The organism is Catellatospora sp. TT07R-123 (assembly GCF_018327705.1).
GTDB lineage: Bacteria > Actinomycetota > Actinomycetes > Mycobacteriales > Micromonosporaceae > Catellatospora.
Map to the genome: position 1 here is coordinate 334,241 of NZ_BNEM01000001.1, position 25,693 is coordinate 359,933.

General features: G+C 72.5%; 24 protein-coding genes. 5 read left to right on the top strand and 19 right to left on the bottom strand.

The features are described from left to right. Nucleotides 1–21: 21 nt before the first annotated feature. The 9 genes from Cs7R123_RS01390 to Cs7R123_RS01430 all read right to left on the bottom strand — a co-directional run bounded on the left by Cs7R123_RS01390 (nucleotide 22) and on the right by Cs7R123_RS01430 (nucleotide 9,752). A complete protein-coding gene (locus Cs7R123_RS01390) occupies nucleotides 22–2,694 on the bottom strand; it encodes a fumarate reductase/succinate dehydrogenase flavoprotein subunit (RefSeq protein WP_212822824.1) in 2,673 nt (890 codons plus the stop codon). After that, nucleotides 2,676–3,356 carry an ABC transporter ATP-binding protein gene (locus tag Cs7R123_RS01395; protein ID WP_212822826.1) on the bottom strand — a complete coding sequence of 227 codons (681 nt, stop codon included), beginning with the start codon at nucleotides 3,354–3,356 and terminating at the stop codon, nucleotides 2,676–2,678. The genes Cs7R123_RS01390 and Cs7R123_RS01395 overlap by 19 nt, the downstream gene beginning before the upstream one ends. After that, on the bottom strand, nucleotides 3,353–4,198 hold the full coding sequence (locus Cs7R123_RS01400) for an ABC transporter permease (RefSeq protein WP_212822828.1): 846 nt from the start codon (nucleotides 4,196–4,198) through the stop codon (nucleotides 3,353–3,355). Before Cs7R123_RS01400 ends, Cs7R123_RS01395 begins: the two co-directional genes overlap by 4 nt. Beyond that, nucleotides 4,195–5,586 carry an ABC transporter substrate-binding protein gene (locus Cs7R123_RS01405; RefSeq protein ID WP_212822830.1) on the bottom strand — a complete coding sequence of 464 codons (1,392 nt, stop codon included), beginning with the start codon at nucleotides 5,584–5,586 and terminating at the stop codon, nucleotides 4,195–4,197. Before Cs7R123_RS01405 ends, Cs7R123_RS01400 begins: the two co-directional genes overlap by 4 nt. Nucleotides 5,587–5,594: 8 nt before the next feature. Beyond that, nucleotides 5,595–5,822: a ferredoxin family protein gene (locus Cs7R123_RS01410; protein WP_212822832.1), complete on the bottom strand. Its 228-nt coding sequence runs from the start codon at nucleotides 5,820–5,822 to the stop codon at nucleotides 5,595–5,597. 2 nt (nucleotides 5,823–5,824) lie between these two features. Continuing rightward, a complete protein-coding gene (locus Cs7R123_RS01415) occupies nucleotides 5,825–6,550 on the bottom strand; it encodes a GntR family transcriptional regulator (RefSeq protein ID WP_212822834.1) in 726 nt (241 codons plus the stop codon). 155 nt (nucleotides 6,551–6,705) lie between these two features. Continuing rightward, the gene (locus tag Cs7R123_RS01420; RefSeq protein WP_212822836.1) at nucleotides 6,706–7,188 is read right to left on the bottom strand and encodes a CoA-binding protein; all 483 of its coding nucleotides are present in this window, start codon (nucleotides 7,186–7,188) and stop codon (nucleotides 6,706–6,708) included. Between the two features lie 3 nt (nucleotides 7,189–7,191). After that, the gene (locus Cs7R123_RS01425; RefSeq protein ID WP_212822838.1) at nucleotides 7,192–8,517 is read right to left on the bottom strand and encodes an O-acetylhomoserine aminocarboxypropyltransferase/cysteine synthase family protein; all 1,326 of its coding nucleotides are present in this window, start codon (nucleotides 8,515–8,517) and stop codon (nucleotides 7,192–7,194) included. Nucleotides 8,518–8,534: 17 nt separating this feature from the next. After that, a complete protein-coding gene (locus tag Cs7R123_RS01430) occupies nucleotides 8,535–9,752 on the bottom strand; it encodes a homoserine O-acetyltransferase (RefSeq protein WP_212822840.1) in 1,218 nt (405 codons plus the stop codon). A gap of 85 nt (nucleotides 9,753–9,837) precedes the next feature. On the opposite strand from Cs7R123_RS01430, the gene Cs7R123_RS01435 reads away from it, so the two are divergent. From Cs7R123_RS01435 to Cs7R123_RS01445, 3 genes are all read left to right on the top strand, one after another. Further along, nucleotides 9,838–10,383: an OsmC family protein gene (locus Cs7R123_RS01435; protein WP_212822842.1), complete on the top strand. Its 546-nt coding sequence runs from the start codon at nucleotides 9,838–9,840 to the stop codon at nucleotides 10,381–10,383. Between the two features lie 37 nt (nucleotides 10,384–10,420). Next, complete coding sequence (locus Cs7R123_RS01440) at nucleotides 10,421–11,629, top strand: NAD(P)-binding domain-containing protein (protein ID WP_212828719.1); 1,209 nt, start codon at nucleotides 10,421–10,423, stop codon at nucleotides 11,627–11,629. Nucleotides 11,630–11,802: 173 nt separating this feature from the next. Next, complete coding sequence (locus tag Cs7R123_RS01445; protein WP_212828721.1) at nucleotides 11,803–12,477, top strand: DNA alkylation repair protein; 675 nt, start codon at nucleotides 11,803–11,805, stop codon at nucleotides 12,475–12,477. Nucleotides 12,478–12,504: 27 nt separating this feature from the next. On the opposite strand, the gene Cs7R123_RS01450 is transcribed toward Cs7R123_RS01445, so the two are convergent. The 5 genes from Cs7R123_RS01450 to Cs7R123_RS01470 form a co-directional block, all read right to left on the bottom strand. Further along, a complete protein-coding gene (locus Cs7R123_RS01450; protein ID WP_212822844.1) occupies nucleotides 12,505–13,239 on the bottom strand; it encodes a hypothetical protein in 735 nt (244 codons plus the stop codon). A 138-nt stretch (nucleotides 13,240–13,377) separates the two neighbouring features. Further along, a complete protein-coding gene (locus Cs7R123_RS01455; RefSeq protein ID WP_212822846.1) occupies nucleotides 13,378–14,127 on the bottom strand; it encodes a hypothetical protein in 750 nt (249 codons plus the stop codon). 26 nt (nucleotides 14,128–14,153) lie between these two features. Continuing rightward, on the bottom strand, nucleotides 14,154–14,942 hold the full coding sequence (locus Cs7R123_RS01460; protein ID WP_212822848.1) for a C40 family peptidase: 789 nt from the start codon (nucleotides 14,940–14,942) through the stop codon (nucleotides 14,154–14,156). 20 nt (nucleotides 14,943–14,962) lie between these two features. Beyond that, a complete protein-coding gene (locus Cs7R123_RS01465) occupies nucleotides 14,963–16,168 on the bottom strand; it encodes a ricin-type beta-trefoil lectin domain protein (protein ID WP_212822849.1) in 1,206 nt (401 codons plus the stop codon). A gap of 239 nt (nucleotides 16,169–16,407) precedes the next feature. After that, nucleotides 16,408–17,124: a TetR/AcrR family transcriptional regulator gene (locus Cs7R123_RS01470; protein ID WP_212822850.1), complete on the bottom strand. Its 717-nt coding sequence runs from the start codon at nucleotides 17,122–17,124 to the stop codon at nucleotides 16,408–16,410. Nucleotides 17,125–17,246: 122 nt separating this feature from the next. Here Cs7R123_RS01470 and Cs7R123_RS01475 point away from each other — a divergent pair, with 122 nt between their 5' ends. Further along, nucleotides 17,247–18,710, top strand: a complete 1,464-nt coding sequence (locus Cs7R123_RS01475) for an MFS transporter (protein WP_212822851.1) — start codon at nucleotides 17,247–17,249, stop codon at nucleotides 18,708–18,710. A 10-nt stretch (nucleotides 18,711–18,720) separates the two neighbouring features. Here the strand turns inward: Cs7R123_RS01475 and Cs7R123_RS01480 are convergent, their stop codons facing one another. The 5 genes from Cs7R123_RS01480 to Cs7R123_RS01500 all read right to left on the bottom strand — a co-directional run bounded on the left by Cs7R123_RS01480 (nucleotide 18,721) and on the right by Cs7R123_RS01500 (nucleotide 23,407). Continuing rightward, the gene (locus Cs7R123_RS01480) at nucleotides 18,721–19,536 is read right to left on the bottom strand and encodes a class II aldolase/adducin family protein (RefSeq protein ID WP_212822852.1); all 816 of its coding nucleotides are present in this window, start codon (nucleotides 19,534–19,536) and stop codon (nucleotides 18,721–18,723) included. A 1-nt stretch (nucleotide 19,537) separates the two neighbouring features. Further along, entirely contained in the window at nucleotides 19,538–20,377 is an 840-nt protein-coding gene (locus tag Cs7R123_RS01485) for a hypothetical protein (protein WP_212822853.1), read from the bottom strand. Continuing rightward, nucleotides 20,374–21,312, bottom strand: coding sequence for an NAD(P)-dependent oxidoreductase (locus Cs7R123_RS01490; protein WP_212822855.1), 939 nt, complete (start codon nucleotides 21,310–21,312; stop codon nucleotides 20,374–20,376). Before Cs7R123_RS01490 ends, Cs7R123_RS01485 begins: the two co-directional genes overlap by 4 nt. Next, entirely contained in the window at nucleotides 21,309–22,259 is a 951-nt protein-coding gene (locus Cs7R123_RS01495; protein WP_212822856.1) for a DinB family protein, read from the bottom strand. Before Cs7R123_RS01495 ends, Cs7R123_RS01490 begins: the two co-directional genes overlap by 4 nt. A gap of 266 nt (nucleotides 22,260–22,525) precedes the next feature. After that, a complete protein-coding gene (locus Cs7R123_RS01500; protein ID WP_212822858.1) occupies nucleotides 22,526–23,407 on the bottom strand; it encodes a potassium channel family protein in 882 nt (293 codons plus the stop codon). Between the two features lie 192 nt (nucleotides 23,408–23,599). On the opposite strand from Cs7R123_RS01500, the gene Cs7R123_RS01505 reads away from it, so the two are divergent. Further along, on the top strand, nucleotides 23,600–25,669 hold the full coding sequence (locus Cs7R123_RS01505) for an NPCBM/NEW2 domain-containing protein (protein WP_212822860.1): 2,070 nt from the start codon (nucleotides 23,600–23,602) through the stop codon (nucleotides 25,667–25,669). Nucleotides 25,670–25,693 lie beyond the last annotated feature (24 nt).

The following is a 25,693-nucleotide window of genomic DNA, read 5'->3' on the forward strand; positions in this document are numbered from 1 at the left end:
GACAGGCACTCCCGATGCCTTCTACGGTGCGGCGACCCGGTCGCCGGGGCGGGCGTCGGCATGGGACGTGCCGCCGAGCGCGTGGCGGGCATAGGCGCGCACGTCGGCGTCGCCGTCGGCCAGCGCGTCCGCGAGCGCCGGGGCGAACAGGTCGCGGTGCGGTGCCATCGCCCGCACCGCGGCCTTGCGGACGTCGGCGTTGACGTCGGTGGCCAGCACGGTCAGCTCGGCGGCGGCGGCCGGGCCGAGCGCGGCGGCGGCACCGGCGCGGACCTGCCAGGCGGGATCGGCGACCGCCCCCAGCGCCAGTGCGGTCAGCGTGTCGTCCGGACCGGCCGCAGCCGAGGCGAACGCGGCGGCGCGCACCAGCGGCTCGGCGTCGACGGCCAGCCGGGCCAGGACCTCGGGGGCGCCGACGGTCCGCAGGCCGTGCGCGACGGCGACGCGTACCTCGCGGTCGGGGTCGGCGGCCGCCTGCGCCAGCCCGGCCCCGTCGTCGAGCCGGACCAGGCCGAGCACGGCCTTGAGGCGCACCTCGACGTCGTCGTCGGCGTGGCAGCCGCGGAACTGCGCGGCGGTGCCCTCACCGGTCAGGCGCAGCAGGTCCAGGCCGATCGCGCGGACGGTGGGATCGGTGCTGCCCAGGGCGGTGTGCAGGGCCAGCCCGGTCGGCAGGACGTCGGCCAGCTCCTGCAGCCCGGCCACGGCCGCGGCCCGAACCAGCTGGTCCTGGTCGGACAGTGCGCGCACGAGCGTGGCGGGGGTGCCCGGCGGCGCCGCCTCGACGAGCGCGACCAGGGCGGTGCGGCGCACCTCGGGGTCCTCGTCGGCGAGGTAGGGCTCGAACGCGTCCAGGGCCGGGTCCTGCTCGGCCAGCCGGACCACCTCCAGCAGCCGCCGCGTGGCCTTGGCGGTGGTGGCCCGGGCGGCCGGGCCGGTCACCGCCGTACGGTAGGCGGCCACCGGCGCCGCGAGCACCTGCGGCGGCGCGGCGACGGGGGTGAACCCGTCGACGGGCACCAGGTAGTCGGCGACGGGTCGTTTGAGGAACTCCATCCGCCCGTCGGCTCCCTTGCGCAGGTTGAGGTGGAACAGCCACTGCTCGTCGTCGCGCGAGGTGTGGTCCAGGCGCTGGTGGTACAGGCCCCAGCGGCTCTCGGTGCGGGTGAGTGAGGCCCGGGCGGCCATCTCGGCGCAGTCGCGGATGAACGTCACCTCCACGCAGCGCATCAGCTCGTGCGGGGTGCGGGCGCCCAGCCGGTCGATGTCGGCGCGGATGCGCTCGAACGCCTCGACGGCGAGGTCGAGCTTGGCCGCCGACTTGGGCGGGGCGACGTACTCGTTGACGAACCGGCGCAGCTTGTATTCGACCTGCTGCTGGGGCAGGCCGTCCGGGTTGCGCAGGGGGCGGTAGACCAGCTCGTGGGCGGCCTCGATCTGGTCGAGCGGCAGCGGGGCGGCGGCGGTGTCCAGCCCGGCGGCGTGGGTGCCGGCGAGGTCGCCGAAGACGAACGCGCCGATCATGTAGTTGTGCGGCACGCAGGCCAGGTCGCCCGCGGCGTACAGGCCGGGCACGGTGGTGGCGCCGTGCTCGTCGACCCACACCCCGGAGGCGGAGTGGCCGCCGCACAGGCCGATCTCGGAGATGTGCATCTCGACGTCGTGGGTGCGGTAGTCGTGGCCGCGCCCGGCGTGGAAGGTGCCGCGGGTGGGCCGCTCGGTGGTGTGCAGGATGGCTTCGAGCCGGGAGATCGTCTCCTCGGGCAGGTGGGTGAGTTTGAGGTAGACCGGTGCGCGGTCGGTGCCCAGCTCGCGGGCCACCTCGGCCATCATCTGGCCCGACCAGTAGTCGGAGTCGACGAACCGCTGCCCCCGGTTGTTGACCTGGTAGCCGCCGAACGGGTTGGCGACGTACGCGCAGGCCGGGCCGTTGTAGTCCTTGATCAGCGGGTTGATCTGGAAGCACTCGATGCCGGACAGCTCGGCTCCGGCGTGATACGCCATGGAGTGGCCGTCGCCGGCGTTGGTCGGGTTCTCGTACGTGCCGTACAGGTAGCCGCTGGCGGGCAGGCCGAGCCGGCCGCTGGCGCCGGTCGCGAGGATCACCGCCCTGGCCGACACCGTCGCGAACTCGCCGGTGCGGGTGTGCAGCGCGGCCACTCCGGCGGCGCGGCCGCCGGCGGTCAGCACCCGCACCGGCATCAGCCGGTTCTCGATCCGGATCCGGTCGCGCATGCGGCGTTCGCGCAGCACCCGGTAGAGCACCTTCTTGATGTCGCGGCCCTCGGGCATGGGCAGCACGTAGCTGCCGGAACGGTGCACCTGGCGCACCGCGTACTCCCCGTAGGCGTCCTTCTCGAACTTGACGCCGTAGCCCTCCAGCCGCCGCACCATGTCGTAGCCGCGGCTGGCGGTCTGATAGACCGTCTTCTGGTTCACGATCCCGTCGTTGGCCAGCGTGATCTCGCGTACGTAGTCCTCCGGGACGGCCTTTCCGGGGATGACGGCGTTGTTGACGCCGTCCATGCCCATCGCGAGCGCTCCGGAGTGGCGCACGTGCGCCTTCTCCAGCACGATCACCCGGGCGCCGTGCTCGGCCGCGGACAGGGCCGCCATCGTCCCGGCCGTCCCTCCGCCGACCACGACGACGTCGCAGTCGAGCTGGAGGCGGTCGGTCAGGCTCGCAGGCTGCATAGGATCTCTTCCTTCGTGGCCGTGCCGCCGTCGAGGACCGCCTCGACGCCGCGCGGGGTGAGGACCGCGACCCGGTCCCCGAGGATCAGCGCCTCGTCGACGTCGTGCGTGACGAAGACGACGGTGGCCGGATTGGTGGTACGCAGTTGCAGCAGCATCTGCTGCATGGCCGCGCGGGTCTGCGCGTCCAGCGCCCCGAACGGCTCGTCCATCAGGATGGCCCGGGGCTGCGCCGCCAGGGTGCGGGCCAGCTGCACCCGCTGGCGCTGGCCGCCGGACAGCTGCGCGGGCAGCCGGTCCCCGTGCCCGCCGAGTCCGACCTCGGCCAGCCAGTGCCCGCCGAGCCGCCGCCGGTCGGACGCTCCACGGATGGCCAGCGCCAGTTCCACGTTGCGCCGGGCCGAGCGCCACGGCAGCAGCGCGTCCTCCTGGAACACCAGGGCCCGTTCCCTGGACGGGCCGCGCACGGGCACCCCGTCGGCGAGGATGCTTCCCTGCCGGGCCGGCAGGAGGCCGGCCAGGGCCCGGAGCAGGGTGGACTTGCCGCAGCCGGAGCCGCCGACCACGACGAGGATCTCGCCGCCGCGCACCTCCAGGTCGAGACCGTCGATCACGGCGTCGGCGCCGTACCCGAGGGTCACGCCGGACAGTTCGAACCTCATCGCGCCTCGTCCTTCAGGCTCGCGGGCAGCCAGCGGGTGGCCCGGCGGCCGACGCGCTCCACGGCCGAGGAGGTCAGCCAGCCCAGTGCGCCGATGGTGAGCATGCCGACCAGCACCCCGGGATAGTCGACGATGGTGTACGCCTTCCAGGTGCGGTAGCCGACGCCGAAGTCACCGGAGATCATCTCGGCGGAGATGACGCAGATCCAGGAGACTCCGATGCCGACCGACAGGCCGCTGAAGACGCCCGGCAGCGCACCGGGCAGCACCACGCTGGCCAGGGTGCGCCAGCGGCCGCCGCCGATGGTGCGGATCGCGTCCTCCCACACCGTCGGCAGCGCCCGCACCGCATGCCTGGTGCTGACCAGGATCGGGAAGAACGCCGACACGAACGTGATGAACACGATGCCCTGCTCGTTGGTCGGGAACAGCAGGATCGCCACCGGCACCAGGGCGATCGCGGGGATCGGCCGCACCACCTCGAACAGCGGCTGCAGCACGTCGGCGAGCAGCCGGGACCGTCCGATCGCGATGCCCAGGCCGATGCCGAGCACCGCGGCGAGGCCGAAGCCGGTGAGAATGCGGACCAGGCTCTGCGCGACGTCCTGGTAGTACACGGGCAGCGACAGCTGGCGTACCAGCTCGTGCCAGACCTCGACGGGCGTGGGCAGGCGGTCGAACCGTACCCACAGCCGCACGTCGGCCGAGGTCACCCACTGCCACGCGGCCGCGGCGGCGGCCAGGGTGCCCAGCCGCACCGCCCACCGGGCCCGGTAGCCGGTCCGGCGCCGCCCGGCCGCGGCGGCGGGCCGGGCCCGGGTCTGCTCCAGCAGCGCGGTCATGCCCCCTCCACGGCCTGGGCGTAGGTCACGACGCGGGCGCCAGGGTGGGCGGCGGTGTAGGCGTCGGCGGCGGAGCGGGTCACGAACGGTTTGAAGCGCTCGTCGGCTGGGGCGGCCGGGTCCACGACCCACAGGCTCCGGTCGGCGAACCAGCGGGTGCCGGTGGTCGCGTCGGGCACGTAGGCCGCGCGCGGCTTCTCCTTGCGTACGGCCCGCAGCAGGCACGTCGGGGTCGCGGCCGGTTTCGTCCGGTCGGCGCCGACGGGCCACAGCTCACCGGCGAGCGCGGGGTCGGTGACCGGCCGGCCGCACACCTCGTCGGTGCCGGTGATCGCGGCCCGGTTCGCGGTGCTGGCGAAGTCGGCGTCGTACTGGTCGCCGTAGACGGCCCTGAGGTAGCTGTCGTCGACGAACGCGGCCAGGTCGATGGACTGGAGCACGCCGATCGACTTCAGAAACGGCACGTCGTGCGCGTGCGCGTCGCGCAGCGCCTGCTTGAGCTGCACGTCGAAGGTGACCTGGCCGCCCGCGCCGTTGTAGAGGTAGACCACCTCCGGCGGCAGGCCGGTCGCGTCGGCGACGCTCTTCGCGGCGGCCAGCGGGTCGGCCCACAGGAACCTCGTCGCGTCGATCTGCGCCTTCAGGAACGCCTTGACCACGTCGGCGTGGTCCTTGGCGTACGCCTCGCGCACCACGACGCCGTGGAACGTGGGCACCTTCAGGTCGCCGCCGTCGTAGAGCGGCTGCGCCTCGCCCCGGTGCACCAGCAGGGCGGGCCAGGCCACGAACTGCGACAGCGCGGCGACGTTGCCCGCTTGCAGCGCCGAGGCGCCGACCTGCGGAACCTGGTTCTCCACCTTGACATCGGCGACGCCGTAGCGCTCCAGGGCCTGCACGAGGGTGCCGTGGGCGGCCGAGCCGACGCTGGTGGACACGGCCCTGCCCTGGAGATCGGCCAGGCTGGTGATCTTCGACGCCGGGGTGGTCACCACCATGTTCAGCGCGCCCCGGATGTTGAACCCGGTCGCCGAGATCAGCTTGGTACGGGTCTCGGCGTTCTGCTGGCCGCGGGAGCCGTTGATGAGCAGCGGGTAGTCCCCCATCGACCCGATGTCGATCTTCCCGGCGATCATCTGGGCCGTGATCGGCGCACCGGTGTCGTAGTCCTGCCACACCACCTGGAACTTCCTGCCGGCGATCTCGGCCAGCCGCTTCTCGAAGAAGCCCTGGGCCTTGAGCAGCGTCCCGGCGGTGACCGTGTTGATGGTCTTGGACTGGTAGCCGACCACCACCCGCTCGGCGTCGCCGTCGGCGGCGGCGCCCGCGACCGTGCAGCCGCTCGTCGCCGTTAGCGCGGCGGTCAGCGCGAGTATCGCGATCCTGCGCATCTGGGGTCTCATCTCAGGAGGTAGGGCATGTTGACGGTGACGGCGCCGGTGGGGCAGCGGGCCGCGCACGGGCCGCAGTACCAGCACTCGTCGACGTGCATGTAGGCCTTGCCGCTCGCGGGGTCGATGGCGAGGGAGTCGAGCGGGCAGACGTCGACGCACAGGGTGCAGCCGTCGATGCACAGGTCCGGGTCGACGATGACCGGGAGGTCGACGCGCTGGTCGGCCAGTGCCATGGCTACCGCCTCTCAAGTTGGGCGCGCATGGCGAGCCGGTCGCCACGCAAGCGGATGGATTCGAGGTCGACGGGCGTGCCGTCGGCCAGGTGCGTCAGGCGTTCGAGCATCAGCAGGGCGGCGTTGTCCTGCGTGCCGAGCAGGCTCGCGCTGTGCGCGTCGGCGTTGACGGCCTCCAGCGTGAGGTCGGCGGTGCCGAGCCGCTGGCCGGTGATGGTCTCCAGCAGCACGAAGATGTCCCGGTTGGCCAGGTCCTCGGCCAGCAGGGGTTCACCGACGGCGCGCGGCAGGTAGGTGAGGTCGAGCGACAGCGGCTCGCCGTTGAGGCGGCGGATGCGTTCGATGTAGACGACCCGGTCGGTCGTGCACAGCCGCCGCCCGACCCAGGTGGGCGGGTCAATCAGTTCGGCGGCCCGCACCTCGTTGGTGACGGTGCCGTGCTCGTGCATGGTCTCGTTGAGGCCCATCAGGCGGTGCAGGCCGTGCGGGTACTTCTCCCCGCAGGTCGTTGTGCCCAGGCCGGGCGTACGGTCGACCAGGCCCTCGCCACGCAGCAGCGACAGCGCCTCGCGGACCGTGTTGCGGGAGACCGCGAACTCGGCGCCGAGGTCGTCCTCTCCCGGCAGGGCTCCGTCGGCGAAGCCGCCGGCCACGATCTGGTGCCTCAGTACGTCGGCCACCTGGCGGGCCCGGTCGGTCCGGCGGCGGCGGGACACATCTACCGTCATCTGCGGAAACCTCCTGTCCGGCGATACCCTACTAATCACATAGGATTAGAGGAATACCGGTGGAGATACGCCACCTGAAGACTTTGCCGCACCCGCCGCCAGCAGGACTTCGGCACCTCCGGGGCAGCCGTTGCGCCACCCCGGAGGGCGACCCGCTACTGGAGTCCGGAGCGGACGGAGGTGACCCGGTGGGTGTTGAAGCCGAGCCAGTGCATCCGGCCCAGGTAGCGCGCGTGCTCGATCTTCAGGCAGCGGTCCATCACGACCGGCACGCCGCCCTCCTCCGCGATCCGCGCCCCCTCCTCGTTGACCACGCCGAACTGGCACCACAGGGATCCCGCGCCGATCGCGACGGCCTCGCGGGCGATGCCGGGCAGCGCGTCCGGCGCACGGAAGACGTTCACGACGTCCACGGGCACCGGCACGTCGCGCAGGCTCGGGTAGCTCGTCGCGCCGAGGATCTCCGTCTCGCGGGGGTTCACCGGGATCACCCGGTAGCCGTGCCGCTTGAGGTAGTAGCCGACGAAGTAGCTGGCGCGCAGCTGGTTGTTGGACAGGCCCACCACCGCGACGTTCCTGGCCGTGTGCAGCAACCGCTGGATCGTCGCCGGATCCTGGTATCGCGCGAGCTCGCTCATGGCCTACCTGCCCTTCAGCGCGGTGGCGACGTACCCGAAGCCCTGTTCGAGGTCCCAGAGCAGGTCTTCGACCGACTCGGTGCCCACCGACAGCCGGACGGTGCCCGGCGCGACCCCGGCCGCCCGCAGCTCCTCGTCGCCGAGCTGCCGGTGGGTGGTGCTCGCCGGGTGGATGATCAGGCTCTTGGCGTCGCCGACGTTGGCCAGGTGCGACCAGAGCGTCACGCCGCGGATCAGGTCCTGGCCGCCCTCGCGGCCCCCGGCGCAGTCGAACGAGAACACCGCCCCGGCGCCGCGCGGCAGGTACCTGCGCACCAGCGGCTGGTACCTGCTGCCCGGCAGGCCCGGGTAGGTCACGTTCGACGCCAGCTCGTGCGAGTCCAGGAACGCGGCGACCGCCTGCGCGTTCTCCACGTGGCGCTGCATCCGCAGCGACAGCGTCTCCAGGCCTTGCAGGAACAGGAAGGCGTTGAACGGCGACAGCGCCGCGCCGAGGTCGCGCAGGGTCTCGGCGCGCAGCTTCATCAGGTATCCGTACGCCCCGAACGTCTCGTGGAACTGCAGGCCGTGGTACGCGGGCGACGGGTCGGCCACGACCGGGAAGCGGCCGTTGGACCAGTCGAACGTGCCCGCCTCCACGACGACGCCGCCGATGCTCGTGCCGTGGCCGCCGATGAACTTGGTCGCCGAGTGGACCACGATGTCGGCGCCCCACTCGATCGGGCGGCACAGGTACGGGGTGGCGAACGTGTTGTCGACGATGAGCGGCAGGCCGTGCTCGTGCGCGATCGCCGCGACGGTCTCGATGTCCAGCACGTTGCCCGACGGGTTGCCGATGGTCTCACCGAAGAACGCCTTCGTGTTCGGGCGCACCGCGGCGCGCCACGCGCCGGGGTCGTCGGGGTCGACCCAGCTCAGCTCGACGTTCATCTTGCGCAGCAGGTGCTTGAGCTGGTTGACCGTCCCGCCGTACAGCGCGGCGGAGGAGACCACGTGGTCACCCGGCTCCAGCAGTGTGAACAGGGCCGCGGCCTGCGCGGCGATGCCGCTGGCGAACGCGACCGCACCGCAGCCGCCCTCCAGGTTGGCCACGCGCTCCTCGAACACCGCGACGGTCGGATTCATGATCCGCGAGTAGGTGTTGCCGTACTCCTGGAGGTTGAAGTATGCGGCAGCCGACTCCGGGTCCTCGAAGACGTAGCTGGTGGTCTGGAAGATCGGCACGGCGCGCGCGCCCGTGTTGGGGTCGGGCCGCTGGCCCGCGTGCAGTTGCCGGGTCTCGAAGCCGAACGCGCGGTCCTGCTCGGCCCGGGGATGCTGGTCGGTCACGGGGTCCTTTCTCGACGTCACGCCGCCGTCCCGGTGAGGAAGCGGCGGATGATGGGGGTCTGCCGGGCCTCCTCCAGCAGGAAGCAGTCGTGCCCGTACGGCGCCTCGATCAGGTGATACTCGACCGGCTTGGCCAGCCCGCGCAGGGCCTGCTCGATCTCGGCCGACGCCGCCGGCGGGTACAGCCAGTCGGAGCTGAACGCGATCAGCAGCGTACGCGCCGCGACGTTTCGCAGGGCCTCGGCCAGCGAACCGCCGCCGTGCTGGCGGGCCAGGTCGAAGTAGGTCAGCGCCCGCGACAGGTACAGGTAGGTGTTGGCGTCGAACCGCTTGACGAACGTGTCGGCCTGGTGGCGCAGGTAGCTCTCGATCGCGAACTCCGGCTCGGTGATGGTGTGCCGGATGTCGGACGCCGACTGGAGCCTGCGGCCGAACCGGTCGCCGAGCGCCGGGGCGGACAGGTAGGTGATGTGGCCGACCATCCGGGCGACGCCCATGCCGGCGTCGGGCGCCCGGCCCGTGCCGTGGTAGCGGCCGCCCTGCCAGGCCGGATCGCGCATGATGGCGTCCCGGGCGATGGCGTTCCAGGCGATGCCCTGCGGGTGCAGCGCGTGCGTGCTCGCGATGACCACGATGGCGTCGACCAGGTCGGGGAACAGGACGGCCCACTCCAGCGCCTGCATCCCGCCCAGCGATCCCCCGGCGACCGCGGCCAGCCGGTGGATGCCCAGTCCGGCCAGCAGCGCGCGCTGGGTGCGGACCATGTCGGCGACGGTGACGACCGGGAAGTCCGGCCCGTACGGCAGGCCGGTGGCCGGGTCGGTCGAGGACGGTCCGGTCGTGCCGCGGCAGCCGCCGAGCACGTTGGTGCAGACGACGAAGTACCGATCGGTGTCGAACGCCTTACCGGGGCCGATCATGCCGTCCCACCAGCCCAGTGACCGCCCGGCGGCGCCGTCGCGGGCCTCGGCGGCGAAGCCGTCGCGGGTGCCGGCCTCGGGCTGCGCCGTCGACGTCCCGGCCGCGTGGGCGTCGCCGCTCAACGCGTGGCAGACCAGGATGACGTTGTCGCGTTCGGGCGACAGCGCGCCGTAGGTCTCGTACGCCACGCGGACCCCGGCCAGCCGCCGCCCGCAGTCCAGTGCCGGTGGTGCGGGCAGGTCGAGGTGGCGCGCCTGGGCAGTGCCCACCGACCCGGCGGTGGGCGCCGGGGGCGGTGTCTCGGACGCGGTCATGGCTGGTCCTCGGTCGCGGGTCCATGTAATGTCAGCTAATCCCGATAGGAATTATAGGATAACCCTGGGAGAGGGGCACCAGCGCATGACTGTCGATAACGGAGTCAACGTCCAGGCACTGCTCGACGCGCGCGAGGCACTGAAGAACGCCGCCGAAGCGGCCCAGTTCACCTGGCGGGCGACCTCGACGTGGCAGAAGGGCGTCCACAGCACCGTCCGGATCCAGAACTTCCACGGCCTGGGCCAGGAGCAGAGCCACCAGGCCGAGTCGGTGTTCGACGCCGACCACCCCGCCGTCTTCGCCGCCGAGGACAACGGGATCACCCCCATCGAATACCTGCTCGTGGGCCTGGCCAGCTGCCTGACCGCGGGTGTCGCGTCCGTGGCGCAGAACCGCGGCATCCAGCTGCGCTCCGTCGAGTCGGTCGTCGAGGGCAACCACGACATCCGCGGCATCCTCGGCGCCGACAGCGAGGTGCGCAACGGGTACAACGACATCAAGGTCACCTTCAAGATCGACGCCGACGCCACGCCGCAGGAGATCGAGGCCCTGGTCGCGCAGTCGCAGAAGCGCTCGGCGGTCTTCGACGCCCTGACCAACCCCACCAACGTCAGCGTCGAAGTCGCCTGAGGAGGGCCGGGCCATCGAGCGCGTCACCACGGCGGTCATCGGTGCCGGGCACGCCGGCCTGGCCGCCAGCCACTTCCTCGGCCGCAGTTCGATCGACCACGTCGTGCTCGAACGCGGCGAGGTGGCCAACTCGTGGCGGCGGGAACGCTGGGACTCGCTGCGGCTGCTGACCCCCAACTGGCAGAGCCGCCTGCCGGGACAGCACTACGACGGCCCGGACCCTGACGGGTACATGACGGCGGGCGAAGTGGTCGAGTTCATCGAGCGCTTCGCCACCGCCGGCGGCGCACCCGTACGGACCGGCACGGAGGTCACCTCGGTGCGGCGCGCCGACCACGGATACACCGTGACGACCGGCCGGGGCGAGCTCGCGTGCCGGACCGTCGTGATCGCCAGCGGCGCCTGCAACCAGCCGACGGTGCCGCTGTTCGCGGGGGCGGTCCCGGCGTCGGTGACGCAGCTGACGCCGTTCGACTACCGGCACCCGGCCCGGCTGCCCGACGGCGGCGTGCTGGTCGTGGGCGCCTCCGCGACCGGCGTGCAGCTGGCCGCCGAGATCAGGCGTTCCGGTCGGCCGGTGGTCCTGTCCGTCGGCGAGCACGTGCGGCTGCCCCGGACCTACCGCGGGCGTGACGTGCTGTGGTGGATGGACGCCTCGGGCGTGTGGGACCAGCGCTACGACGAGATCGACGATCTCGTACGCGCCCGGCGGCTGCCGTCGCCGCAGCTGGCCGGGACGCCCGAGCGCACCACGCTGGACCTCAACGCGCTGGCCGACCTGGGGGTCGAGCTGGTCGGCCGGCTGGCCGCGGTGCGCGACGGGCAGGCCCTGTTCTCCGGCGGGCTGCGCAATGTGCTCTCGCTCGCCGATCTCAAACTGAGGCGCCTGCTGGACACGTTCGACCGGTGGGCGGGCGGTCGCGAGCTCGACGTCGACGCGCCCGAACCGCAGGAGCCGACCCGGGTGCCGCAGCCGTCGCGGCTGCACCTGGACCTGCGTGACGGGTCGGTCCGCACGATCGTGTGGGCGACCGGGTTCCGGCCGGACTATCGGTGGCTCGACGTTCCCGTCATCGACGGCAAGGGCGGGCTGGAACACGACGGCGGGGTGCTCCCGAGCCCCGGCCTCTACGCGCTGGGCCTGCCGCTGCTGCGGCGGCGCAAGTCCACCTTCATCCACGGCATCGGGGACGACGCGCGCGAGGTGACCGACCACCTCGTACGCCACCTGGCATCGCCCGGTTGACGTCGCGTCGGCCCAGGATCCCGTGGCGCGCCCGTCCCGGGCCGGGCGCCGCCGATGGCGAAGCGGCGCGATGAGGGCCGACCCAGCCGTGGATCGGCCGCGCCGCCCGCGCGCTCGGCCGGGCGAACCGATGTGCTTTTCTGTTCGCCTGATGGTGACGGACGGGAGGGGCGCTGGTGGGCGAGACGACGGTGGCCGAGGTAATGGCCGAGCTGGCGGCGTTGGAGGACCCGAGGGCGCGCCAGGTGAACGAGCGGCACGGCGACGACCACGGGGTGAACCTCAGCAGGTTGCGCGAGGTCGCCAAGCGGTTGAAGACGCAGCAGGAACTCGCGCGGCAGCTGTGGGAGACCGACGACAGCGCGGCGAAACTGCTGGCGGTCCTCATCTGCCGCCCGAAGGCCTACGGGCGCGACGAGCTGGACGCCATGCTGCGCCGGGCGCGCACCCCGAAGGTGCACGACTGGCTCGTGAACTACGTGGTGAAGAAGAGCCCGCACGCCGAGCAGCTGCGCCTGGCCTGGTTCGCCGATCCGGATCCGGTGGTCGCGAGTGCCGGCTGGGCGCTGACCACCGACCGCGTGGCGAAGAATCCCGAGGGCCTGGACCTCGCGGGGCTGCTCGACCTCATCGAGGCCCGGATGAGAGACGCCCCGGACCGGCTCCAGTGGGCGATGAACCACTGCCTGGCGCAGATCGGCATCGAGCACGCCCAGCTCCGGGCCCGCGCGATCGGCATCGGCGAGCGCCTGGAGGTGCTGAAGGACTACCCCACTCCCCCGGACTGCACGTCACCGTTCGCGCCCGTCTGGATCGCCGAGATGGTGCGCCGCCGGCAGGAGGGGTGAGGGGCTCGCGGTGGGCGGGCCGACCGCTCAGGCGGCCTCGACCTTCTCGATCTGCGGTCGCGCGTCCAGGAAGCGCTTCTTGATCTTGTCAGTGAGCGGCTGGCCCAGGAACACCAGGCCGCCCAGGCTGCCGTGGTCGACCCACGCGCACACCGCGCTGGCCGCTGCGAACGTCTTCGTCATCGTGCCGCACCGGGCGACTCCACCGAGCGGGCCCGGGTCCAGGTCGGTGTAGAGGACCACCTCGCCGTCGGAGATCCCCCTCATGAACCCGTCCAGTTCCTTATCCGGCGACACGACCCTGCCGGCGAACGCCATCACGACCACGGCGTCGTTGCGGGCCGTCGAACCGTAGGCGGCGATCACCTTGGACGTCGCCTTGGCGACGGCCTTCTCCTTGGCGTAGGCCTCGGTGAGACCCGCGACGATCACCTTGAGCTCGGCCTCGGTGGCCTTGGGCTGGGTGCCGAGCTTGTCGGGCGTCACCACGGACGTGTGTGCGGCGGTGTCCAGCCGCTCGAACAGCCCGTGTGTCCAGTCGCGCACGAGGATGTAGGTCGTCATGCCCACGACCAGGGCGACGAACCCGGAGAATCCGGCGATCCACCGCGCCCGGGGTCGCCGGGGCGCCTGCGCCGGCACCGGCAGTGCCCCCTCAAGACGGTGCCCCTGCGGAAAGGTGAGATCAGGCGGGAACTCCTCCAGCGCGGACGCCGGGCGGTCGCCCGCACGGCCCCAGGGCTCCGGTGAGTGGTACGACACGCTGCCTCGCTTCCTGCCGGGGAGCAACCGCACGGAGCCTATATCGATCGATGGACCGCCGCTGTCCGCAATCACCCCGCCGCACGGCGTGCGGGCGAGTGGACCGGCCGTGGCGCACCGGCCCACTCGCACCACCGGTCAGTACCAGTGCGGGCTGCGCGACAGCCACACCGAGTACGCGTTGCCGGGCGAACCGTAGCGGCCCTGGATGTAGGACAGGCCCCAGCGGATCTGCGTGGCCGGGTTCTCATGCCAGTCCGCCCCCGCCGCGGCCATCTGATCGCCGGGCTTCGCCTGAGGCACCCCGTACGCGCCCGACGGGTTGGCCGCGTTCCAGCGCCAGCCGCTCTCGCCGTTCCACAGCGCGTTCAGCGACGGCCACTCCGAGTGCGCCCAGCCCACGTCGCGCATCTGTACGTAGCCGCTGTAGCGGACCTGGCCGGTGTTGTTCCGGTCGCGGATCGCCGCCGACGCCCAGCGGGCGGCGTGGTCGGCGTTGTTGTAGATCACGATGTTGCCGTCCGTCTGCATCTCGGCGTGCAGCGCGCCGGAGGTGCCGCTGGCCCAGACGGCGACGTGTCCGGGGGCGTAGACGACGAGGTTGCCGTCGGTCTGCATCTGGACGATGGAGCCGGGCCGGTTGGTGCCGGTCGCCCACAGCGCCAGGCTGCCCGGCGCGTACATGACGAGGTTGCCGTCGGTCTGCATGACCAGGACGTACTGGCCGTCGGCCGAGACCAGGCGCTGGCCGGCGCCCAGCGTCTCGCCCGGGTCGAGCCGGTAGCTCTCCGGCCCAGCGTGCGCCGCACCGGAGGCGGCGAGCCCGCCGGCCGTGGCGGCCGCCGCGAGCAGCAGGGCCGTGGTGATCGAGCGTACGAGTCTGCGCATGGTCGTCTCCTCGGGGTCGACCGCGGTCAGGCCACTCGGCCGTAGCCGATGGGGGTGCCGGGGTAGGTGATGGAGTCGTAGCGGACGAGCGTGCCGGTCTTGAGGGCCTCGATGACCTGGCCGTTGCCGACGTAGAGGGCCACATGCCCGGCGCTGTTGTAGAACACGAGGTCGCCGGGCTGCAGCGCCGCCTGGCTGACGTGGGCCGAGCGGGCCCACTGGTCCTGGGAGGTGCGCGGGATCCCGACTCCCGCGTAGGCGTACGCGGCCTGGGTCAGGCCCGAGCAGTCGTAGCTGTTGGGGCCGGTGGCGCCGTACCCGTAGGGCTTTCCGAGCTGGCGCTTGGCGAAGGCGATCGCCGCCGTCGCGGCCAGTTTGGACACACCGCCCGCCGTGTAGGTCGACCAGGTCGGTCCGCCGGGCCCGTAGAGCACGACGTTGCCGTCGTCCTGCACCACGAGGGTGCCACCGCCGCCGCCGGTGCCGCTGGCCCAGGAGACGCCGCCCGCGTTGGGGTAGACGACCAGGTTGCCGTCGGTCTGGTTGACGAACCGGGCCCTGCCCGCGGTGTAGGTCGCCCACAGCGGTCCGCCCGGCCCGTAGGCGACGAGGTTGCCGTCGCCCTGCATGACGAGGCGGTACGCGCCGTTGCCGGAGACGAGGTACTGGTCGGGGTCGAGGAACTCGCCGGGGCCGAGCCGGTCGCTTCCGGCGGCGGCCGAGGCGGGGGCACCGGCAAGGCCGAGCCCGGCGGTCAGCACGGTCAGCAGCACGATGACGGTGGTGGCCAGCCGTCGCGCGAGGGGGGTCTGCATGGTGGTCGGATTCCTTTCGCTCAGTTGCGGGACCAGATCGACACCCAGTCGATCTGGACGTTTCCTGCGGCGGACACGGGCGGGTGGACGCCGTTCTGCGTCTCCGTCTGAAGCACCCAGTGCATGGGCGCGACGGGCAGCACCGCGGTGTCGGTGTCGTTGCCCTTGAGGACTCCGTCGAGGTAGAACGCCACGTTCGCGGGCGTCCACTCGATCACCGCGGTGTGCCAGGCGGCGTAGGTCGTGCCGGTGCGGTACTGGTCGGCGACCTCGGGATGACTGCCCCGGTGGTGCATGTTGGCCTCGATCGTTCCGGTCAGGTTGCCCTCCGGGAAGTCGATCTCGCCGTCGGGCCAGGCGTTGCTGTCCGGCCACAGCAACCAGGCGGTCTTGTAGCCGGGCACGGCGTCGGCGCGGAACCGCACGGCGTAGCGGCCGTAGGCCATTCCGTCGTAGGCACCGCTGTGTCCCGGGATCTTCGGCAGCGGCGCGGCGATGTAGTGCTTGTCGCCCTCCGTGTGCAGGTAGATGTTGAGCACGCCGTTGTCGACGCTGACGGTCTTGGCCGGGTCGTAGGTGCCCGTGCCGGTGTTGCCGTCGTTCTTGAACCCGCTGTAGGCCGTCCACTTCGTCGACACCGCCGCCGGAAAGCTGCCGAGGGCCACGTCGGTGGCGAAGTCGTCCCGGAAGACCTGGTGCCAGCCGGCCAGGTCGCCGACCGGCATCGGCTGGCCGGAGGGATCGACGGTGCCCGCCGGCGGCTGCCAGAGCTGCGCCGGGCCCGCATCGCAGGTGTAGAGCCAGATCGTGTTGCCGTCGGTGGTGACCCCGCCCTTGTCCGCCAGGCACAGGCCCGAGTAGTCGTTGACGATCGTGCCGTCGGCCCTGGCGGTCCAGTACTGGTTGGCGCCGCCGTTGCAGGTCCAGATCCAGGCCAGCGTGCCGGACGTGGTGCCGGAGTGCTTGCCGGCCAGGCAGTGGTCGCCCTGCACCCGGATGGTCCCGTCACCGGGCAGGGTCCACTGCTGGGCGCTGGTGCCGTTACAGGTACGCAGGTCGGTCAGGTTGCCGTCGGCGGTGCTGCCGGACAGGTTGTCCAGGCACTTGCCGCCGATCCCGACGATCGGCCCGGTGGCGCCGGCTGCCGACGCCGGTGCCGTCGGCACCAGGATCGCCATGGCCAGCAGCGGCAGCGCCGCCAGCCATCGATGCTGTCGTTGACGCATCGTCTCCTCCTCGTCGTCGCGGTGCGATGAGCGGCGGCGAGAGCAGCCGCGCCCAGTCAGCTCTGGCGGACGGCGGCGAGGGAGGGCACGTGTGTCAGACGGCTCGGCGAGTCCACCCGGCCGGGCACGGCGCCATGTCCGATGAGGATCGCGGTGCGTGGCGCGGGTATCGCCGCAACCGCACGAAAGAACGGAGCCGTCTCAGGAGACGGCTCCGCTGATCGCGGACTCGGCGGGAGCTACCGGGCCGGGGACCGCCCCGGCACCGGGCGGCCCGCGGCGGCAGGACCCTGCCGCAGTCGGGCGATACCGGCGAGGATGAGGTCGACCCCGGCGAGGAACTGGGCCCGGTCGTCGTGGTCGGCCAGCTGGCCGGCGATGTCGCGCAGGAACGGGTACTCGTCCGGGTCGAGGTTCGCCCACACGGCCGACTCGGTTTCCAGCAGTGCGGTGCGGTCGGTGCCCGACTGCTGGGTGCGGGCGTTGGCGGCGTTCTGCCCGCCGACGCCGAGAATGTAGTTGAGCAGCGCCGACGCCGAGGTGAACTGGTCACCGGCGGGCACGCCGAGTGCCTGGACCTGCCGGCCGATCCGTTCGAAGATCTGGCGCATGACCGGCTGCGCCGGGGCGCGTGCGAGCTGCGTACCGATCCAGGGATGGTCGTCGATGGCGTCGAAGACGCCGAGCGCGACCGCCCGGATCGCGTCCTCCGGCGCGCCCTGGGCGGTGGTGGTCGCGTCGGCCAGGACGGCGCCGGTGGCCGCGGCGAGCAGTTCGTCCTTGTTCGCCACGTGCCAGTAGATCGCACCGGGGCCGGTCTTCAGCTGCGTGCTGAGGGCCCGGAAGGTCAGCCCGCCCTCCCCGGCGGTGTCGAGCAGCGCGACGGCGGCCGCCACGATGCGCTCCCGGGACAGGGCGTCGCCTCGCCGCCCTGTGTCCTGCGCCCCACCTGCCATGCACTCATCTTGACATGCCTGGAACGCCGTTCCAAACTAGGTCGGGCCATGGAACAGTGTTCCAGGGTTATCCGGTTCCTTGCGGCTTTCATGCCTTGAACGACCTTTTGAAGGAAGTGCAGATGAGTGTCGATGTGCTGGACGTGCGCGGGAAGGCGCGCGCCACCTCGCTGCGGGCCGTGTGGCCCGCGATCCTCGGGCTGTCGGTCGTCTTCCTGGTGGAGATGCTCGACAACTCCGTGCTGAACGTCGCCCTGCCGACCATCGCGCGCGAACTGAACGCCTCCGCCTCGGACCTCCAGTGGATCACCACCGGGTATTCGCTGCTCTTCGGCGGCCTGATGATCGCCTTCGGCGCCATCGCCGACCGGTACGGGACCCGACGCGTCATGCTGCTCGGCCTGGGCCTGTTCGCGCTGGCCAGCCTCACCGTGCTGGCGGTGCGCACGCCCGGCGAGCTCGTCGCCGTCCGCGCCGCGGTCGGCGTCACCGCCGCCATGACCGCGCCCGGGACCATGGCGCTGTGCTTCCGCCTGTTCGACCAGGACAACCTGCTGATGCGCTCGACCGCGTTCATCTCCACGGTCGGCCTGGTCGGCCTGGCCGTGGGACCGACCGTGGGCGGCCTGGTCCTCCAGGTCCTGCCCTGGCAGACGCTGCTGGTGATGAACGTGCCCGTCGCCGTGCTCGCGGTGGTGTGCATCCGCTACGGCATCCCGGCCGACGACCCCGCGCAGCGCAACAAGGCACCGCTGGACCTGCTCGGCGCCCTGCTGGGAACAGCCACGATCATCCTCGCGCTGTGGACGGCCACCCTCGCCGTCGAGGCCGGCTGGGGCCGCCCGGCGCCGTGGCTGGCCGGTGCCGGCGCGCTCGCCTGCGCCACCGGCTTCGTCATCCGCGAGCGGACCACGGCACACCCGATGTTCGACTTCGCCGTGCTGCGGCGCCCGCAGGTCTCGGCCGGCCTGGCCTACCAGGCGGCGATCGGCCTCGGCATGGCGGTGCTCGCCTTCAGCGTCTCGCTCCAGCTGCAACTCGCCTGGGGATGGTCGCCGGCCGCGGCCGCGCTCGGCAACCTCCCGCAGGTCATCACCATGATCGCGGTCGGCCCGTTCGTGGAGAAGCTCGTCGACCGGATCGGCACCCGCCGCGCCGGACCGCTCGGCTCGGCGGCGGTCGTCGCGGGCCTGCTCCTGTACGCCCTGCTCGGCCGGTACGACTACGGGTGGATCGCCGTGGCGCTCGTGCTCACCTCCGCCGGCATGCGCGTGGTCATGGTCATCGCGAGCGTCACCGTGATGCGGGGCTTCCCCGAGGACCAGACCTCCATCGCCGCCGCCCTCAACGACACCGGCCAGGAGGTCGCCAGCAGCATCGGCATGGCGGTCACCGGCACCGTCGTCGCCGCCGCGCTCACCGGCTCACTCGCCGACCTCGGCAGCAGCGCGACCGGCGTGCGCACCTTCGAGAACGCCGTCACCGCCGCGTCCCTGGCCCTCACCGCCGTGTGCGCCGCGCTCGTCTTCTGGGCGGCACGTCGCGGCGCCGGGGCGGCCGCCGACAGCGCGACCGCACCGGCGTAGCGCGCCGTGCTCAGTGCAGGACGTCGGGCTGGTCGGCGACGATCTCCTGGCGCAGCGGCTGGAACCGCGCCCAGCCGACGTCCGGCCGCTCCTCCTGCGACCGCGTCCGCACCGCCACCGCGTGCGGGATGGGCCGCAGCTCGCCCGCGGCGGCCGCGATCAGCTGCACCTGGGCCGCGCGTTCGGCGTGGACGAACAGCGTGACCGCGTCCTCGACGCTGGTGCCGACGGTCAGGAACCCGTGGTTGGCCAGGATCGCGGTGTGGGCCAGGCCCATGGCCGCCGCGATCCTGGCGCCCTCGGACACGTCCAGCACGACGCCGGTGAAGTCGGGCACCAGCACGTTGCGCTCGTAGAAGATCGCGGCGTCCTGGGTGATCGGCTGGAGTTCCCCGTGCAGCGCCGCGAGGGCCTTGCCGTGGACAGAGTGGCTGTGCGCGACGGACACCGCGTCGGGCCGGGCGGCGTAGATCTGCGAGTGGATCGCGAAGGCCGCCGGGTTGAGCGCGCCGCGGCCGTGGACGATCTCGCCGTGCGGGTCCATGAGCAGCAGGTCGCTGACGCGGATGCGGCTGAAGGCGATGCCGTACGGGTTGAGCCAGAAGTGGTCGCGCAGCTCCGGGTCGCGGACGGTGATGTGCCCGGCCGTCATCTCGTTCAGGCCGAGCCGGGCGAAGATCCGAAAACCCACGGCCAGCGCCTGCCTGCGTGCGTCCCGTTCCTGCGCCGCGGTGGCGCAGACGGGCCGGGTGAACGGCTCGGCCGGGCGGGGCCGCAGGCCGGCGGTGAAGGTCGGCGGCGGGACTGCCGTCGTCTCGGTTCCCATGTCACTGCTCCCCGGTCGTGGTGAGGATGAGCTGCGCGGCGATGAGCGTCTCGGTCATGGAGGCCTCGACCTCGGCCAGGATCGCGCCGGCCTGCCCGGGGTGCCGCCGGGCATCGGGCACCCAGCGCGGGTAGAGGTCGTTGGCCCGGACGTCGAGCAGGATGGCGGTCAGCCGGTCGCAGGTCTGGGCCGCGACCGGCCGGGCCGGTGCCGAGGCGGTACGGCGTACGGCGAAGAAGGCGTCGAAGAGGTCCTCGGCGTGCGGCGGGTCGGCGGGCTGGTCCGGTGCCGCCGTCGCGTGCCGGCGGAACAGGGAGACGCCGTCGGGCACCAGCGTGCGGGCCACCGCGATGTGCGCGCGGCCGTTGCGGCGGCCCGCCAGCCGGTACGCGGTCAGCGGGGCCGGGTCGGCGTCCTGCCACCGGTGCGTCAGCGCTTCGGCGCAGCGTACGAGGGCGCGGTGGTCGCGCGACCACTTTCCGGAGAAGGCGGGGTGGAAACGGTGCATCACCGGGCGGATGGCGTCCTCGTAGATGCGCCGGGGGCAGGACCCGCAGTAGAGCAGCAGCGCGGTGTAGGCGTCGGTGAGATCGGCAGCCGCCTGGAGCAGCGACGGGGTCCGGTGCTCGGCGGCCCGGGTGAGCAGGCCGCGCATGCACGTCCAGATCCCGATCGTCGCCTGGTGCCCGGTCATCCAGCGGGCCCAGTAGAGCCGCTCGGCGGCGTGCGCGGGCTCGAACAGCGGCGGCGTGAGGGTGTCGTCGGCGACGGCGGCCGGGTCGGCGGGCAGGTACAGGGGCTCGGTCGCGGTGCGGTGCGGTGGTGCGCTGTTGACGGTCATGGGTGCTCCAGAACCTCTGTCCGCAGGTCGCCGGAGCGGGGCTGCACGGCGGCGGTGCGGAGGTGTCCGCGTACTGCGTCGAGCAGCTGGCGGTCGCCGGCGGCGACGGCCTCCCGGGTCCGGCCGGCGTAGCGGGCGATGACACGGCAGCGGGGCAGGGCCTCCAGCTCGGGCCGGCGGCCGGCGGCGGCCACCAGGTCGAACACGGCATGGGCGCGGCCGGTGGGCCATACCGCGGCGAACTCTGCGAACGGGAACGGCACGCCGATGGTCGTGACCACCAGCAGCGTGTCCGCGGCGGCGGCGGTGCGCAGCCCGGCCCCGTCCACGACCGCGCGGCCGGCGGGGGTGTGGATCGACACCACGTCGCTGCCGCCGAGCAGTTCGTCGGCGCAGGCGTAGGCGCAGGGGCCCGGATCGGCCACCGGGCCGCGGCTGTGGTGGTAGCGGACGGTCATGCCCAGCCCGGACGCCGCCGTCGCGACCCGGCGGCCGACGTGCCCGAGCCCGATCAGGCCGAGCGTGCGGCCGCGCAGCTCCCCGGCCAGGCCTGCGCCGGTGTCGCGCTGGAGGTGGGTGAGCATCGCGGCGAGGACGAACTCGGCGGTGGCGTTGTCGGCGTACCGGTCGATGGTGGTGACCGTGATACCCCGCGCCCGCGCCGCGGCGTGGTCGACCCGGCGCGACGACGTCGAGCGCAGCCCGATGTAGCGCAGCGCCGGAAGCGCCGCCAGCTCGGTCGCGCCCAGGTCGTGGTGCCAGCCGCCGATGACGGCGTCGACCGATTCGGGCAGGCGGGCTCCGGGCCACGTGCCCGGTTCGGCCAGCGGCGCCGCGGACAGCGCCCGCAGCGCGCCGTAGGTGTCCGCCCGCAGGTCCAGGCCCGGCAGCACGGCGATGTGCCGGAACCCGGGGCTCGGGATGGCGCCGTTCATCGACCGGTGCCCGGGATGTAGGCGAATTCGAACTCCAGGCCGTTGGGGTCCAGGGCGTAGAAGCTCTCCACACCGTCGTCGTCGACGACGACGGCCGTGGCCGGTTCGTCGCGGGCGAAGGTGAACTGCCGGGAGTCGTACAGCGCGAGCCAGTGGTCGCGCCGCTCGACCAGCGCGGCCGAGCTGGCCGTACGCAGGCACACGTGCTGGAACTGCGCGGCGGTGCCGGCCGGCGGCTCGTTCCTCGTCGAGGCGCGTTCGAACAGGTGGAACCGCAGGTCGCCGACGACCAGCTCGGACAGGGCGGTGATACCGGGCAGGCGCTCGTGGGTCAGGGGCGAGAACCGGTCCAGCGACCAGGCCAGCGTCGCGCCGAAGTAGGCGGTGTACCAGGCGACCGAGTTGGCCAGGTCACCGGTCTGCACGGCCACGTGGTGCAGGGCGACCTCGGCCGGCGGGCGGCGCAGGCCGCGTCTGATGTCCAGCTCGTGGTGCCTGATCTCGTGGGCGCTGATGCGGGCCAGCCGCAGCCGGTCGACCATGCCCCAGGACGGGTGCGCCGTCCGCGTGTCGGCGGGTGCGGCGAGGGCCGCGTCGCACCACTGCGCCGCGGCCGAGGCCAGCGCTCGCAGGCCCACCGGGACGGAGAACGGCGACCGCGCGCGCACCTCGTCGATGACGAGATCGGCCGACCAGGCGATGACCCCGGCGTCCGGGTCGAGCGTCAGGGTCCACATGCGTTCGGTGCCGTAGCGCAGGACGTCCACCATGTGCCACAGGTACTGGGCCGGGGACCACACCCCGGCAACGGGGTCGGCCGGCGACGCCGCGGCGAAGGCGGTCCGGCAGTGGTCGGCGGTCGCGGCCACGACGGCGACGGCGTCGTCGAACGCGATGGCCCAGTCGAAGCCGCACTCCGGGCAGGGGTCGGTGTCACCGTGTTTCATGCCAGGCTGCGCCGCACGTGCGGGACCGGGGGTGCCGAGGTCTGCATGAGGGTTTCCTCTTTGGGCGAGGGATCGGGTCCGCCGGAAGACCGGCCGGCCCAACGATCCGCCCGCGCCCGGGGCCGAGGAAGCTGTTGCCTGTCGCATGAAGCGTTTGGCAACGGCAACGCGGACCCGCTGAGGGTGTTGCCGCGGCAGGGCACGCGATGCTGCGCCCGGTCAGGCTCCGACGGCCGTGCGGGTGACCCGTGCCTGGCGGCGGCCGGTCATTCGTCGCCGGGCCCCGGCGCGGGCTGGTCCGGCGCGGGCTGGTCCGGCGCGGCGAGGTGACGGGTGAGCGCGGTCAGCTGGTCGCGCAGGCCGGACAGCTCGGCCACCTGCTCCCGCAGGCGGGCGAGTTCGGCGAGCACCGCCTGGTCCGAGGCCTGCTGCCGCGTGTCGCCGTCCTGCTGCCGCGTGTCGCCGTTCTGGTTCTGCAGGCCGAAGAAGCTGGCCAGCGAACCGGCGAGCAGGCCGAGCAGCGCGACGCCCATGAACATGATGGCCGCCGCGTCGACGCGTCCGGCGCGGGTGACGGGGACGATGTCGCCGTACCCGACGGTGGTGAGGGTGACCGTCGCCCACCAGACCGCGTCGCCGAAGGTGGCGAACTCCGGGTTCACCGGGTGCTCGGCGTAGTACGCCATCGCGGCGCCGACGAAGAGGACCGCCAGGGCGACGATGGAGACCCGCCCGAGGCGGGCGAACAGGCGCCGGACCCCCTTGGTGGCGATCAGCAGGCGGCTGAGCCTGGCCAGCCGGAGGACCACCACGAAGCTGCCGCCGTGGGCGCCGCCGATCAGGAACCACGGTGCGGTGAGGACCACGATCGCGAGGTCGAACCTGCCCAGGTGGGTTCGCAGGTAGTTCACGATCAGCCGCTGGTGCACGACCAGGTCGACGGCGAACACGAGCCACGAGACGACGCCGACCAGCACCGCGACCCAGTTGCCCTGCGCGGGGACGATGATCAGCGGCAGGACCGCAGACAGGATGATCGGGATCCGGGCCCGGCGGTCGTACTTCGCCAGCGTCGCCGCAGCCGCGGCGTCCCGCGGCTGTCCACGGCGCGGGGCCGCCTCGGCTGCCGCCCCCTCCGTCGCGTTCACAGCAGAGATCCTGCCGCTCCCGGGCCGCCATGCCCCGGAACCCGCCCGTCACGGCGCCGCGTGTCACCCGCGCAAGACATTTACACATTGCGATTTATATGCTCTGCGGGTAAAACCTAAATCACCATGTTCGATCACAAACAAACGGACATTGTCGTGATCGCACATGTTCCGTCCCGTAAGGAGAACCTCGTGCGCAGACTCGCCCTCCTCCTCGCCGTCGCGCTGGCCGCGGCGATCCCGCTGGCGGCCCCGCCCGCCCAGGCGTCCACCCCCGTGGTCCAGGCGACGGCCCCGCCGATGGGCTGGAACAGCTGGAACCGGTTCGGCTGCAACATCGACGAGAACCTGATCCGGGCGACCGCGGACGCGATCGCCGCCAAGGGCCTCGACACCGCCGGCTACCGGTACGTCAACATCGACGACTGCTGGATGGCGCCCACCCGCGACGCCCAGGGCAGGCTCCAGGCCGACCCGAACCGCTTCCCCTCCGGCATCGCCGCCCTGGCCGCGTACGTGCACAACAAGGGCCTGAAGCTCGGCATCTACTCCTCGGCCGGCACCGCGACCTGCCAGGGCCTGCCGGCCAGTCTCGACCACGAGGCCGTCGACGCCCAGTCGTGGGCGTCCTGGGGCGTCGACCTGCTCAAGTACGACAACTGCAACAACCAGGGCCGGCCCGCGATCGAGCGGTACCGGGCCATGGGCGACGCGCTCAAGGCGACCGGGCGCCCGATCCTCTACAGCCTGTGCAACTGGGGCCTGGACAGCCCCTGGGTCTTCGGGCCGAACGTCGGCGGGACCATGTGGCGCACCACCGGCGACATCAGCGACTCCTGGGGCAGCATGACCGGCATCCTCGACCAGCAGCACGGGCTGGAGCCCTTCGCGCGCAAGGGCGGGTTCAACGACCCGGACATGCTGGAAGTCGGCAACGGCGGGATGACCACCACCGAGTACACGGCGCACTTCAGCCTGTGGGCGCTGCTCAACGCGCCCCTGCTGCTGGGCAACGACCTGCGCTCGGTCAACGACACCAACCTCGCCATCGTGAAGAACGCCGACGTCGTCGCGGTCGACCAGGACTGGGGCGGATCGCAGGGCAGGCGCGTACGCGACGACGGCGACACCGAGGTGTGGGCCAAGCCCATGTCGGACGGCTCGGCCGCCGTGGTCCTGTTCAACCGCGGCGCCGCCACCGCCACCGTCACCACCAGCGCCGCCGAGGTCGGGCTGGGCGGATCGTCGGGCTACAGCCTGAAGAACCTGTGGACCGGCGCCACCTCCACCAGCACCGGCACCGTCTCGGGCAGCGTCGCCTCCCACGGCGTGGTGATGTACCGGGTCACCCGGTCCGGCACCACGCTGGCCGCCCCCGCCGCCGGGACGTACCAGGTCGGCGACATGAGCTGGCTCGCCTCGACCAACGGCTGGGGTCCCGCCGAGCGCAACCGGTCGAACAAGGAGCAGGCGGCCGGGGACGGCACCACGCTGACGGTCAACGGCACCACCTACGCCAAGGGCGTCGGCGTGCACGCCAACAGCTCGGTGCACCTGTGGCTCGGCCGGGCCTGCCCGCTGTTCACCGCGCAGGTCGGCATCGACGACGAGGTCGCCGACGCGAAGGCCGGCGTCCGCTTCCAGGTGTACGGCGACGGAAAGCTGCTGGCCTACACCGACGTCAAGACCGCCAGCCAGGGCCCGACCACGCTCACCGTGCCGACCGCCGGATACGCCACCCTGGAACTGTTCGCGGGCGACGGCCACGGCGGGATCGACTACGACCACGGCGACTGGGGTGCCGCCACGGTGACCTGCACCTCCGCCGGCACCGGCACGTACGCCAGCGATCTGGCCTGGTCCTCGTCGAGCAACGGCTGGGGCGCCGCCGAACGCGACCAGTCCAACGGTGAGACCGCCACCGGTGACGGCGTCGTGCAGGTCGTGGGCGCGGTCAGCCACGTCAAGGGCATCGGCGCGCACGCCGGAAGCGACGTGGCCCTGCCGGTCGGCGGATGCCAGCGCTTCACGGCGGTGGTCGGCATCGACGGCGAGGCGACCTCTGCCGCGGCCAGTGCGGTGTTCTCCGTCGTCGCCGACGGGGTCACGCTGTGGACCAGCCCGGTGCTGCGCGCGGGGGCGGCGGCCGCCGTGGATGTCGGCGTGGCCGGGCGGTCGACTCTCCACCTGGTCCTCACCGACGCCGGTGACGGCAACGCCTACGACCACGGCGACTGGGCCGGAGCCCGGCTGAGCTGCTGACAGCGGTCCGGCCGACGCCCGGCC

Excerpts from the sequence above, each read along its gene's own strand:
- Cs7R123_RS01390 (WP_212822824.1), bottom strand. The coding sequence starts at position 2,694 with ATGCAGCCTGCGAGCCTGACCGACCGCCTCCAGCTCGACTGCGACGTC.
- Cs7R123_RS01395 (WP_212822826.1), bottom strand. The coding sequence starts at position 3,356 with ATGAGGTTCGAACTGTCCGGCGTGACCCTCGGGTACGGCGCCGACGCC.
- Cs7R123_RS01400 (WP_212822828.1), bottom strand. The coding sequence starts at position 4,198 with ATGACCGCGCTGCTGGAGCAGACCCGGGCCCGGCCCGCCGCCGCGGCC.
- Cs7R123_RS01405 (WP_212822830.1), bottom strand. The coding sequence starts at position 5,586 with ATGCGCAGGATCGCGATACTCGCGCTGACCGCCGCGCTAACGGCGACG.
- Cs7R123_RS01410 (WP_212822832.1), bottom strand. The coding sequence starts at position 5,822 with ATGGCACTGGCCGACCAGCGCGTCGACCTCCCGGTCATCGTCGACCCG.
- Cs7R123_RS01415 (WP_212822834.1), bottom strand. The coding sequence starts at position 6,550 with ATGACGGTAGATGTGTCCCGCCGCCGCCGGACCGACCGGGCCCGCCAG.
- Cs7R123_RS01420 (WP_212822836.1), bottom strand. The coding sequence starts at position 7,188 with ATGAGCGAGCTCGCGCGATACCAGGATCCGGCGACGATCCAGCGGTTG.
- Cs7R123_RS01430 (WP_212822840.1), bottom strand. The coding sequence starts at position 9,752 with ATGACCGCGTCCGAGACACCGCCCCCGGCGCCCACCGCCGGGTCGGTG.
- Cs7R123_RS01435 (WP_212822842.1), top strand. The coding sequence starts at position 9,838 with ATGACTGTCGATAACGGAGTCAACGTCCAGGCACTGCTCGACGCGCGC.
- Cs7R123_RS01455 (WP_212822846.1), bottom strand. The coding sequence starts at position 14,127 with ATGCGCAGACTCGTACGCTCGATCACCACGGCCCTGCTGCTCGCGGCG.
- Cs7R123_RS01460 (WP_212822848.1), bottom strand. The coding sequence starts at position 14,942 with ATGCAGACCCCCCTCGCGCGACGGCTGGCCACCACCGTCATCGTGCTG.
- Cs7R123_RS01465 (WP_212822849.1), bottom strand. The coding sequence starts at position 16,168 with ATGCGTCAACGACAGCATCGATGGCTGGCGGCGCTGCCGCTGCTGGCC.
- Cs7R123_RS01470 (WP_212822850.1), bottom strand. The coding sequence starts at position 17,124 with ATGGCAGGTGGGGCGCAGGACACAGGGCGGCGAGGCGACGCCCTGTCC.
- Cs7R123_RS01475 (WP_212822851.1), top strand. The coding sequence starts at position 17,247 with ATGAGTGTCGATGTGCTGGACGTGCGCGGGAAGGCGCGCGCCACCTCG.
- Cs7R123_RS01480 (WP_212822852.1), bottom strand. The coding sequence starts at position 19,536 with ATGGGAACCGAGACGACGGCAGTCCCGCCGCCGACCTTCACCGCCGGC.
- Cs7R123_RS01485 (WP_212822853.1), bottom strand. The coding sequence starts at position 20,377 with ATGACCGTCAACAGCGCACCACCGCACCGCACCGCGACCGAGCCCCTG.
- Cs7R123_RS01490 (WP_212822855.1), bottom strand. The coding sequence starts at position 21,312 with ATGAACGGCGCCATCCCGAGCCCCGGGTTCCGGCACATCGCCGTGCTG.
- Cs7R123_RS01495 (WP_212822856.1), bottom strand. The coding sequence starts at position 22,259 with ATGAAACACGGTGACACCGACCCCTGCCCGGAGTGCGGCTTCGACTGG.